Annotated in this window: 9 protein-coding genes; 5 read left to right on the top strand and 4 right to left on the bottom strand. The window is 73.0% G+C overall.

Annotation, left to right across the window (positions count from 1 at the left end; all coding sequences use genetic code 11):
* Together ACIRQ7_RS35270 and ACIRQ7_RS35265 are read left to right on the top strand one after the other, a co-directional pair.
* A partial coding sequence (locus ACIRQ7_RS35270; RefSeq protein WP_404266603.1) for an electron transfer flavoprotein subunit beta/FixA family protein occupies nt 1–267 on the top strand: 267 nt, incomplete at its 5' end.
* A 54-nt stretch (nt 268–321) separates the two neighbouring features.
* Nucleotides 322–1,284, top strand: a complete 963-nt coding sequence (locus ACIRQ7_RS35265) for an electron transfer flavoprotein subunit alpha/FixB family protein (RefSeq protein WP_404266602.1) — start codon at nt 322–324, stop codon at nt 1,282–1,284.
* A gap of 98 nt (nt 1,285–1,382) precedes the next feature.
* On the opposite strand, the gene ACIRQ7_RS35260 is transcribed toward ACIRQ7_RS35265, so the two are convergent.
* Both ACIRQ7_RS35260 and ACIRQ7_RS35255 read right to left on the bottom strand, forming a co-directional pair.
* Nucleotides 1,383–1,697 (bottom strand): putative quinol monooxygenase, encoded by a 315-nt coding sequence (locus tag ACIRQ7_RS35260; RefSeq protein WP_404266601.1) that lies wholly within the window; start codon nt 1,695–1,697, stop codon nt 1,383–1,385.
* A gap of 124 nt (nt 1,698–1,821) precedes the next feature.
* On the bottom strand, nt 1,822–2,337 hold the full coding sequence (locus ACIRQ7_RS35255) for a DinB family protein (protein WP_401475361.1): 516 nt from the start codon (nt 2,335–2,337) through the stop codon (nt 1,822–1,824).
* A 185-nt stretch (nt 2,338–2,522) separates the two neighbouring features.
* On the opposite strand from ACIRQ7_RS35255, the gene ACIRQ7_RS35250 reads away from it, so the two are divergent.
* On the top strand, nt 2,523–3,806 hold the full coding sequence (locus tag ACIRQ7_RS35250) for a DUF6986 family protein (protein ID WP_404266600.1): 1,284 nt from the start codon (nt 2,523–2,525) through the stop codon (nt 3,804–3,806).
* 284 nt (nt 3,807–4,090) lie between these two features.
* Here ACIRQ7_RS35250 and ACIRQ7_RS35245 read toward each other — a convergent pair whose 3' ends face one another.
* On the bottom strand, nt 4,091–5,131 hold the full coding sequence (locus tag ACIRQ7_RS35245) for a LacI family DNA-binding transcriptional regulator (protein WP_404266599.1): 1,041 nt from the start codon (nt 5,129–5,131) through the stop codon (nt 4,091–4,093).
* Nucleotides 5,132–5,273: 142 nt separating this feature from the next.
* Here ACIRQ7_RS35245 and ACIRQ7_RS35240 point away from each other — a divergent pair, with 142 nt between their 5' ends.
* Both ACIRQ7_RS35240 and ACIRQ7_RS35235 read left to right on the top strand, forming a co-directional pair.
* Nucleotides 5,274–6,230: an ROK family protein gene (locus ACIRQ7_RS35240; protein WP_403674614.1), complete on the top strand. Its 957-nt coding sequence runs from the start codon at nt 5,274–5,276 to the stop codon at nt 6,228–6,230.
* Nucleotides 6,231–6,314: 84 nt separating this feature from the next.
* On the top strand, nt 6,315–8,489 hold the full coding sequence (locus ACIRQ7_RS35235) for a protein kinase (protein WP_404266598.1): 2,175 nt from the start codon (nt 6,315–6,317) through the stop codon (nt 8,487–8,489).
* A 51-nt stretch (nt 8,490–8,540) separates the two neighbouring features.
* Here ACIRQ7_RS35235 and ACIRQ7_RS35230 read toward each other — a convergent pair whose 3' ends face one another.
* Nucleotides 8,541–10,619, bottom strand: coding sequence for an NPCBM/NEW2 domain-containing protein (locus tag ACIRQ7_RS35230; protein WP_404266597.1), 2,079 nt, complete (start codon nt 10,617–10,619; stop codon nt 8,541–8,543).
* Nucleotides 10,620–10,845: the final 226 nt, after the last annotated feature.

Raw genomic sequence — 10,845 nt, 5'->3', positions numbered from 1 at the left:
CCGGCGGTCGTCTCGGTCACCGACCAGTCGGGTGAGGCGCGCTACCCGTCCTTCAAGGGCATCATGGCCGCGAAGAAGAAGCCGGTGGAGTCGCTTGACCTGGACGACCTGGAGATCGAGGCGACCGAGGTCGGTCTCAAGGGTGCCTGGACCAAGGTCGAGGACGCGACCGAGCGCCCGGCCCGTACCGCGGGCACGATCGTCAAGGACGAGGGCGAGGGCGGCAAGCAGCTCGCGGAGTTCCTCGCGGGCCAGAAGTTCATCTAGCCGGCGGCACACAGCCCTTCCCCTTCCCTCATCTTCCCGCAGGAGAGTCATCCCATGGCTGAAGTCCTTGTCTACGTCGACCACGTGGACGGTGCCGTCCGCAAGCCCACCCTCGAACTGCTGACCCTGGCGCGCCGGATCGGCGACCCCGTGGCCGTGCACCTCGGTGCCGGTGGGGACGCCGCGGCGAAGGTGCTCGGTGAGTACGGTGCGGTCAAGGTCCTGGCTGCTGACGCGCCCGAGTTCGCCGACTACCTCGTCGCGCCGAAGGTCGATGCGCTGCAGGCCGCCTACGAGGCCGTCTCGCCGGCCGCGGTGCTGCTGCCGTCCTCCGCGGAGGGCAAGGAGATCGCGGCCCGCCTCGCGGTCCGTATCGGCTCCGGCATCATCACCGACGCCGTCGACCTGGAGAACTCGGACGAGGGCCCGGTGGCCACGCAGTCCGTCTTCGCCGCGTCGTACTCCACCAAGTCGCGTATCTCCAAGGGCACGCCGGTCATCACCGTCAAGCCCAACTCCGCAGCTCCCGAGGCCGCGTCCGCCGCGGGTACGCTGGAGGAGCTCGCGGTGAGCGTCGCCGAGTCGTCCAAGGGCACCAAGGTCGTCTCGCGTACGCCGCGTGAGTCCAGTGGCCGCCCGGACCTGACCGAGGCGGCGATCGTGGTCTCCGGTGGCCGTGGCGTCAACGGTGCGGAGAACTTCCCCGTCATCGAGGCGCTCGCCGATTCGCTCGGTGCGGCCGTCGGTGCCTCGCGTGCGGCGGTGGACGCCGGCTGGTACCCGCACACCAACCAGGTCGGCCAGACCGGTAAGTCCGTCTCGCCGCAGCTGTACATCGCGGCGGGCATCTCCGGTGCGATCCAGCACCGCGCCGGTATGCAGACCTCCAAGACCATCGTCGCGATCAACAAGGACGCCGAGGCCCCGATCTTCGACCTCGTCGACTACGGCGTCGTCGGCGACCTCTTCGCCGTCGTCCCGGCCCTCACCGACGAGGTCAAGACCCGCAAGGGCTGAACCCGTCGGGCTTGCGGGCCCGCTCACGGCAACGGCACGAGGCCCCCTGCGCGGAGCGCGCAGGGGGCCTCGTGCCGTTGTGCCGAAGGCCGGACGGCTCAGGCGTGGGGCAGTGCGCCCTTGCCCGGCTCACCGGCCGGGACCGCCTCCACCACCGCGACGTCCACCGGCGCGGCCAGCGCCTCGGCGATCTCCGCGCCGAGCGCGGCGAGCGCCGGACCGGCCGAGTGGGCGTCAAGGGTGGCCTGGTCGGCCCAGTTCTCCACGACGATGACGCGGTCCTCGCCGGCGTGCGCGGCGTACAGCAGGCAGCCGGGCTCGGCGTGCACGGCGGGTGCGTGCCGGCGGAAGGCGCCGAGCACCTCGTCGCGACGGCCGGGCTTCGTCCTGAGGGTGGCGACAACTACGGGCACGAGCTCTCCTGGTGTTTCGCGTGCGGATGCCTTCACCCTATTCCTCAGGAACCGGCATCTGGTCTGCTCGTGGCCCTGTCAGGGGGCCAGGGGCCCAGGGGGGCGGGGCCCGACGGGCTCGTGGTCAGCCCGTCGCCCCGTCGATCCGCTCGCGCAGCAGATCCGCGTGGCCGTTGTGCCGCGCGTACTCCTCGATCATGTGGACGTAGACCCAGCGCAGGCTCAGCGTGCGGCTGCCGGAGGCGGTGAAGGTCTCGTCCAGGCCGCGTTCCTCGACCATCCGGTCGCAGGCCCGTATCTCGGCGCCGAACGCCGCGAAATCCGCCTCGGCGCCGGCCGGAGCGGCCTCGTTGAAGTCGGCGTCCTCGTCCGCCGCGGTGTAGTAGAGGTCGCCGATCCGCTGTCCGAGGAACCGCTGCCGGAACCAGCTGCGCTCGACCTCGGTCATGTGGCGTACGAGGCCGAGCAGGGTGAGGGTGGACGGCGGGGTGCTCGCCTCGACCAGCTGATCGGCGGTGAGGCCCGCGCATTTGGCGAGGAGGGTGTCGCGGTGGAAGTCGAGCCAGCCCTGCAGCATCTCCCGCTCGCCGGCGTTCGTCGGGATGTCTCTGCACGTGATGGTGGGTGCGATCCAAGTCATGGGGGGAGTGTGGCGGGAGGGCCGAGGGTGCGCCATGGAGTATCGGGACGGCTGTGACCTGCGTCGTCCCGGAGGAGGGGGTGTTGACCTCGTCAGGGGACACGGTTAACTTCGCTATACGGATTGTTGATTCCGTGAAGCGGAAAATGCCCGATCGTCGGGCGTGAGCACCGGGAGGGTGTCGAATGGGGCAGCAGGAGACCGTGGCGACGAGCCTTGCGCACACCGTACGCGAGGGCATCGGAGCCGCCCTCGCGCAGGTCGATGCCGATCTGGCACGGCGCTACCCGGGCGACCCCGGCACCCGCCAGCCGGTCCACACGGTCTACGTCCCCGGCGACGCCTTCACCGCCGGCACCCTGCGCTCCTGGGGCGACCAGGCACTCGACGCGCTCGACGAACACGCCCCCGACGCGGGCGCGCTGGCCACCGTCCTCGGTATCCCCGAGGACCTCGCCGGCCCCGTGTACGACCGCGTCCGCGCCAAGCTGGAGCGCGAGCCGATCGAGGATCTGCGCATCGACTTCGAGGACGGCTACGGCCCCCGCCCCGACGCGGAGGAGGACGAGGCCGCCGCCCGCGCCGCCGCGCTCGTCGCCGCCGCTTTCAAGGACGGCACCGCCGCCCCCTACATGGGCATCCGGATGAAGTGCATGGAGGCCGCCGTCCGTGACCGCGGCATCCGCACCCTCGACATCTTCCTCACCGGCCTGATGGAGGCCGGCGGCCTGCCCGACGGGCTGGTGCTGACGCTCCCCAAGGTGACCTACGCCGAGCAGGTCACGGCCATGGTCCGGCTGCTGGAGGCCTTCGAGAAGACCCGTGGCCTGGAGAGCGGCCGGATCGGCTTCGAGATCCAGATCGAGACCACCCAGTCGATCCTGGGCGCCGACGGCCGCGCCACCGTCGCCCGCATGATCGAGGCCGCCGAGGGCCGCGCCACGTCCCTGCACTACGGCACCTTCGACTACAGCGCCTCCTGCGGCGTCAGCGCCGCCCACCAGTCGCTCGACCACCCGGTGGCCGACCACGCCAAGGCCGTCATGCAGGTGGCCGCCGCGGGCACCGGCGTCCGCCTCTCCGACGGCTCGACCAATGTGCTGCCCGTCGGTGCCACCACCCAGGTGCACGACGCCTGGCGGCTGCACCACGGCCTCGTCCGCCGCTCGCTGGCCCGCGCCTACTACCAGGGCTGGGACATGCACCCCGGCCACCTCCCGACCCGCTACGCGGCGGTCTACGCCTTCTACCGCGAGGGCCTGGAGCAGGCCTCGGCCCGGCTCGCGGCCTACGTCGCCAAGGCCGGCGGCGACGTCATGGACGAGCCCGCCACCGCCAAGGCCCTCAGCGGCTACCTGCTGCGCGGTCTGGACTGCGGCGCGGTCGACACCGCCGAGGTCGCCCGCCTCACCGGTCTGACCCGCGCCGACCTCGACGCGCTGGCTGGCCGCCCGGCGAAGACGGCCTGACGCCCCGGCGGCCCTGGCCGGAAACCTCAACCGCCCCGCGTACGAAGCCGATACGGCGCTCGTACGCGGGGCGGTCGGCGTGTGCGCGGACCGGGGCCGTCGCGGGGATCAGGCCGGGCTCGTGGATCCGGCACGCGCGGCCGCGGCCTGGCGTCCACGGGCAACTCCCCGCGCCTCAAGGGCGCGGGGCCTCATCGCCCGGCCACGAGCCCCCGCCCCGCGGCGGCACGGTCCCGGCCCCGCTCCGTTCCCCGACCCGGTCTGATCCGCCGGCAGGTCCTCGTTCAGTCGCCGTCCGGCCGGATCTCTCCGGAGCCGCGCGCGATGAGCCGGGTCGGGATCTCCGCCCGGCGCGGCGGATCGTCGATCCCCTCCAGGCGGCGGAAGAGCATCCCGGCGGCCGTCCGGCCCAGTCGCGCCGCGTCCTGGGCGACGACGGTGATCGCCGGCTGTATGAGATCGGCCAGTTCGAAGTCGTCGAAGCCCACCAGGGCGACCGGGCGCGGGCGTTCGGCGATGACCCGCACGGCGGTGACGGTGACGCGGTTGTTGCCCGCGAACAGCGCGGTGACCGGCGCGGGGCCGTCCAGCATCGCGCCGGCCGCGGCCCGCACCCGCTCGGGTTCGGTGGAGCCCAGCGCCACCCAGGAGTCATCGACGGCCAGCCCGGCGGCCGCCATCGCGGTGCGATAGCCGCGCAGTCGCTCCCGCGCGGTGTGGATCCGCGGCTGGTCGCCGATGAATCCGATCCGGCGGTGGCCGTGCGCGATGAGATGGGCCACCGCGTCCTGCGCGCCGCCGAAGCTGTCGGAGAGCACGGCGTCGGCGTCGATCAGAGCGGCCGGGCGGTCCACGAAGACGGTGGCGATGCCGGCGGCGATCTCCGGTTCCAGATAGCGGTGGTCGTCGCCGGCCGGGATCACGACCAGGCCGTCCACCCGCCGCGCGCAGAGCGCGAGCACCAACTCCTGCTCGCGGGCCGGGTCCTCGGCGCTGGAACCGTTGATCAGGAGCGCGCCGTGGCTGCGCGCGACCTCTTCGACGGCGCGGCTCAGAGGTCCGTAGAACGGGTCGGCGAGGTCCTCCAGCACCAGACCGATGCTGGCCGTACGGCCCTTGCGCAGGATCCGGGCGGAGTCGTTGCGGCGGAACCCGAGCGAGGTGATGGCCTCCTGCACGCGGCGTTCGGTGTCCGGGGTGACGCCCGGCTCGCCGTTGACCACGCGGGAGACCGTCTTGAGGCCGACCCCGGCGCGTGCGGCGACATCCTTCATCGTGGGCCGCGAGCCGTAGCGTCGGGACGTGCCCGGGGCGGTGTCGGTCACGGTGTGCGGTCCTGTTTCTGTCGGTGTCGGGGGGTGCCGTCGAGCATAGCCTCTGGACAACGTTGTCAACGGGAGGAAGACTGGCGTTCTCACGCCGGAGCGACACCCCCGGCCCCCAGGCCCACCAGGAGATTCGACACCGATGCACACGGACCTCAGCGCAGCGTTGGACATTGGCGGCACCAAGATCGCCGGCGCTCTGGTGGACGGACACGGCAGACTGATCGTACGGGCCGCGCGGCCCACGCCCGCCGACAAGGACGGGGCGACCGTGATGCGCGCGGTGGCCGAGGTGGTCGGGGAGCTGGCCGCGGGCCCCGAATGGGAGCGGGTGGCGGCCGTCGGTATCGGCAGCGCGGGCCCGGTGGACGCCTCGGCCGGCACGGTCAGCCCGGTCAACATCCCCGGCTGGCGCGACTTCCCGCTCGTCGCCGGGGTGCGCGCGCTGGTCGGCTCGCGCCCGGTCGTGCTGGTCGGCGACGGCGTCGCGATGACCGCGGCCGAGCACTGGCAGGGCGCGGCGCGCGGCCACGCCAACGCGCTGTGCATGGTGGTCTCCACCGGGGTCGGCGGCGGACTGGTCCTGGGGGGTCGGCTGCACCCCGGTCCCACCGGCAACGCCGGGCACATCGGCCACATCAGCGTCGACCTCGACGGCGACGCCTGCCCGTGCGGTGCCCGCGGCTGCGTCGAGCGGATCGCCAGCGGCCCCAACATCGCCCGCCGGGCACTGGCGAACGGCTGGCTGCCCGGCCCCGACGGGGACACCAGCGCCGCCGCCGTCGCCGCCTCCGCGCACGCCGGCGACACCGTCGCCCTTCGCTCCTTCGAGCGAGCCGCGCAGGCGCTGGCTGCCGGGATCGCCGCGACCGCGACCCTGGTCGAGATCGACATAGCGGTCATCGGCGGGGGCGTGGCCGGCGCCGGCGACATCCTCTTCACCCCCTTGCGTACGGCCCTGCGCCGCTACGCCACGCTGTCCTTCGTCGCGGACCTGACCGTCGTACCCGCCCAAATGGGAACGGACGCGGGGGTGGTGGGCGCCGCGGCGGCCGCCGCGCAACAGTCCCGTCTCGATGCCTTCGTCCCCACACTCTGAGGTCACCCCTCCCGTCTCCGCGCCCCTTAGGCTGTTGCCTCGCGGGATACGGACTGTGGGACGGCATCGAGGGGGAGCGGCGACGTGACACCGGGGGAGCGTGAGCAGCGCGGAGCGGATGAGCCGGGCGGGACGAACGGCGGAGACGGTCCCGGCGGGGCCGGCGCCACGCCGCCCGAGGCCGGACCGCCCGCCGGCGACGTACCCGTCGCCGCGGCGCGCAGCGGCCCGAAGCGTGGCGCCGACGCCGATCTGACCGGGCGGCTGCTGGGCGGCAGATATCGCGTGACCGGGCAGCTCGGGCGCGGTGGCATGGGTGTGGTCTGCCGCTGCGAGGACGAGGTGCTGGGCCGCGAGGTCGCGGTGAAGGTGCTGCGTTCCTACACCGACGCCTCGGCCCCCGAACTCGCCGATCTGCGCACCCGGATGCAGCGCGAGGCACGTGCGGCGGCCCGTATCCGGCATTCCGGTGTGGTCACCGTCCATGACGTCATCGACGAGGCGGGCCGGCCCGTCATCGTCATGGAGCTGGTCGACGGTCCGTCCCTGGACGACGCCATCGAGCAGCGCGGCGCCCTCGCCCCCCGGGAGATCGCCCGCATCGGCGCGCAGGTGATGGACGCGTTGGACGCCGCCCACCAAGTGGGCGTGCTGCACCGCGATGTGAAGCCCGGCAATGTGCTGCTGGACAAGAGCGGCCGGGTGGTGCTCACCGACTTCGGCATCGCCAGCATCGAGGCTCCCGGCGACGGCGCGACCACGAACCTCACCCGCAGCGGCGAACTCGTGGGCTCCCTCGACTACTTGCCGCCCGAGCGCGCCCAGGGACAGGACCCGACACCGGCCTCCGACATCTGGTCGCTGGGCATGACGTTGTACGCGGCGGTCGAAGGCGGCGGCGCGCCGTTCCGTCGTACGTCGGTGTGGTCCACGCTGACCGCGATCGTCACCGAGCAGCTGCCCGAGCCGCAGCGGGCCGGTCCGCTCACCCCCGTCCTGCACGCGCTGATGGCCAAGAACCCGGTCGACCGGCCCTCCGCCGCCGAGGCGCGCGGGATGCTGGAGGCGGTGGCCGAGGGCCGGGAGCCGCAGACGCGGCCCGCGCCCGGCGCGCCGCATCTGCCCACGGCGACCGACGTACGGGCCGTGGCCCCGCCGCCCCCGCCGCAGGACTTCGCGGCGCAAGCGGGCGGTGCGGCGGCGGCCGGCGCGGCCGCGACCGGGGGAGCCGCTCCGGGTGACGCGGGTGCCCCGCCGTCCAGTTGGCTCTCGGGGCCCGGGTCCCAGGGGGCGCCGGCCACGCAGCCCACCGCCCGGCCGGACAGGCCGGTACCCGCCGCCGGGAACCGCTCCGTGCCGGCCGGAGGTTCGCCCGCCGCCGCGGACCGGGGGCCTCTCGCGCCGGGCCCCGGCTATGACCCACCGGGTGTGACGGCCGGCCCTGCCGTCGGCGCCACCGGTCCGCTTCCGGGCCCGGGGGAGTCGTCCGCGCGGGACACCGCGCGGCTGCCCGCCCGTCGGGGCCGCCGGGTGGCGCTCGCCGTGGCGGCGGTGCTCGCCGTGCTCGCCACGGGCGGCGGCGTGACATACGCGCTGGTCGGCGGGGGTTCCGGCGACACCGTCGCGGAGGGCGGCCGGCAGTCGGCGGCACCGCCCGGGACGCCGGCTCCGGCGGGTGAGCCCGATGCGACGCCGAGCAAGGGCGGGGACAAGAGCGAAAAGGCGCACAAGGGCAAGGGCAAGGGGAAGGACAGTCCGGCGCCGTCCGTCTCGGCGGACTCCCCGGGCGGCGAGAAGCCCGAGCAGGACCCCAAGCCCGGTGGTGCGGGCGGGAGTTCGGGGGATCAGGGCGGCGGCTCCGGCGGCGGCGCGGACGGTGGTACGGGCGGCGGCAGCGGCTCCGGCGGCAGCGGAGGTGGCTCGGGCGGCTCCGGCGGCAGCGGGGGCGGCAGCGGCGGTGGTGACCCCACCCAGGGGCCGTCGTGCGTGGCGGCCGGCGGCGGCAAGTCCAACTGCGACGTCTGGCGTACCGCCACCTCGTACACCCAGTCCTTCCAGCAGGTCGGGCAGCTCAACAGGGGTACCAACTACTTCTTCTGCCAGGCGAAGCTGGGCCGCCGCGAGACTTACGGGAAGTGGACGAACGTCTGGTGGGCCAAGACCGATGACGACAGCGGGAACTCCGGTGTCTATGTCAGCGTCGTGTACCTGACCGGTGGGCAGAACGACCAGCCCGTGCCGGGGCTGCGGACGTGCTGACCGCCGGGCGGGCCGGCGTCGTCCCGGGCCGCCCGATGGTCAACACCGCGCTCAGCAGGTGAACTTGGCGTCTGCCCAGTCGGCGTGGTCGTGGTCCACACCGTCGCCGCCGTCGGTCACGACAAGGCGGACGGTCCGTGCCCCGGAGATATCGGCGGTGACCGGCCGGGCGGCGTCCGTGCCGGTCAGGGTGCCGCTGCCGGCGACCCGCTTGCCGTTCGCCCAGACCTCGAAGGCGGCCGAGCCCTTGCCGCCGGATTCGTCGTCGATGCCCACCCGGGCGTCGAACGCACGGCACCGGCCGCCGGTGTAGAGAGTGACCTCGCTGGGCGCGTGCACTCCGAGCCCCTTGGCGAAGACGGTGCCGCCGACGGTGAGCGGCCGGCCGTCACCCGCCTCGCGCTCCCCGACGCTGGTGTCCTTCTCGACCGGTCCCCAGCCGTTGCTGCTGGTCATCCAGGACATCGCGGAGGCGTACGGCGTCCCGGCCGGCGGCGGCACCACCACGTGGGCCGTGCCGGGGAGAGTCGTGACCACACGTGCTCCGGCCGGAGGGCGGTAGCCGGCGGTCAGTGGCAGATCGTAGGAGCCGGCCGCCGTTCCGGCGGGGGCGGTGATCTGCCATGTGGTGCCGAGCTGCCTGCCGCCGGGCAGGGCCCGGGCCTTCGAGGGCGAGGTGGCCTGGATCCGCCAGCCCCGCGGGGCGTGGAGGGCGACCGTCACGTCCTTGGCGGGGGTGGCGCCCAGATTGCCGACGGTGGTCCGCAGGCCGGCGGGCGTACCCGCCTCGACCAGCGGCGGGCCGTCGGTTCCCGCTTCGACGGCCGGCGGGTAGGTGGCCCAGCGGCGGTCGGTGGAGACGCGGTAGACGGTGGTGCCGTGAGCGGGGACGGTGGCGGCGATGGTGCCGGTGGTGTGGCTGTCCCGGTGCTGCCACAGGTCCCGCAGGCGGTAGCCGTCGGCCTGCGGAAGGCCCGCGGCGGTGGCGGTGGTGGCGATCCGCTGCGGCTGGTCGCTCTCGTTGAACAGCGCGACCGCGCGGTCGCCGTTCGCCAGCTCCTTGACGACGGTCCAGCGGCCGGACGCCGACTCCAGCACCGTGGCCTGCTTGCCCGCCGCGTCCTGGTCCAGCGCGATGACGTCCTTGTTGTCCAGGATCTCGAACGTCTGCGGGGTCGCCTTGCGCAGATCGGAGCCGATGAGCAGCGGGGCGGACATCATCGACCAGAGCGAGAAGTGGCTGCGGTACTCGGTGTCGGTCATTCCGCCGTTGCCGACCTCCAGCATGTCGGGGTCGTTCCAGTGCCCGGGGCCCGCGTGCGGGGCCAGCGGCAGATTCTGCTTCAGGATCCCGAGCATGCTCGACCAGCTGTCGCTGATGTCTCCGGTCGTGCGCCACAGGTGCCCTACGTCCGAAGCCCACTCCCAGGGCTTGTTCTCGCCCCATTCGCAGATGCTGTAGACGATGGGGCGCCCGGTGGCCTTGAGCGCGTCCCGCATGGTGCGGTACCGCTGCTTGGCGTCCACACCCTGGTTGTTGCAGTTGTCGTACTTGAGGTAGTCCACGCCCCAGTCGGCGAACTGCCGGGCGTCGGAGGCCTCATGGCCCAGCGCGCCGGGGAATCCGACGTCGCTGCAGGTCTTGGTGCCGGCGCTGGTGTAGATGCCGAGCTTCAGGCCTTTGGAGTGGACGTAGTCGCCGACGGCTTTGATGCCGTGCGGGAAGCGCTGCGGATCGGGGACGAGTTTGCCGTTCGCGTCCCGCTCGGGCAGTGCCCAGCAGTCGTCGAGATTGACGTACTCGTAGCCCGCGTCCTTGAGGCCTTTGTCGATGAAGAGGTCGGCGATGCCTTTCACCATGTCCTCGTTGAACTCGGCCCTGCACTGGGTGGAGTTCCAGTTGTTGAAGCCCATGGGCGGTGTTTTGGCGAGCCCGTCGGGGAGGCGTGGTGCGTCGGTGGCGCCGGTGGTGTGCGCGGTGTGCGCAGGGCCCGGGGGAGCCGGGGCGGTAGGCGTGGCGGCCGCGGCGGGCAGGGCGGTCAACCCTGCCGTACAGAGCAGTGCGGTGGACAGTGCTCCGACGATTCGTGAATGACCTCGCCGGGGGATGGTGCGGAAGTGAACGCGCATGGTTCGCGTCCTCCGTCCTCGCGTGAGGGGTGCTGACGTCGAGTACCGGTCACTGGCGGGTGTTTACGGTAGGGCTTGTTGGAGTCTGTTGGAAGGGGAGCGGGTAACGGTTGTGCGGTCGCGTGCCAAAACCCTTGACGTGACCTGCAGTTGGGAGTGAGATCCCCACCACTCGCGTTCGGTTCTGTTTGGTTCACCCCTGAGGAGGGGGCTATGGCCCGGTCAA

Source organism: Streptomyces sp. NPDC101393, from assembly GCF_044767385.1.
Lineage (GTDB): Bacteria > Actinomycetota > Actinomycetes > Streptomycetales > Streptomycetaceae > Streptomyces.
The sequence above is the reverse complement of the archived record's forward strand: the minus strand, read 5'-3'. Positions and strand labels throughout refer to the sequence as shown.

Coding starts and splice junctions, on each gene's coding strand:
- ACIRQ7_RS35250 (WP_404266600.1), top strand. CDS start 2,523: ATGGGGCAGCAGGAGACCGTGGCGACGAGCCTTGCGCACACCGTACGC.
- ACIRQ7_RS35230 (WP_404266597.1), bottom strand. CDS start 10,619: ATGCGCGTTCACTTCCGCACCATCCCCCGGCGAGGTCATTCACGAATC.
- ACIRQ7_RS35240 (WP_403674614.1), top strand. CDS start 5,274: ATGCACACGGACCTCAGCGCAGCGTTGGACATTGGCGGCACCAAGATC.
- ACIRQ7_RS35265 (WP_404266602.1), top strand. CDS start 322: ATGGCTGAAGTCCTTGTCTACGTCGACCACGTGGACGGTGCCGTCCGC.
- ACIRQ7_RS35255 (WP_401475361.1), bottom strand. CDS start 2,337: ATGACTTGGATCGCACCCACCATCACGTGCAGAGACATCCCGACGAAC.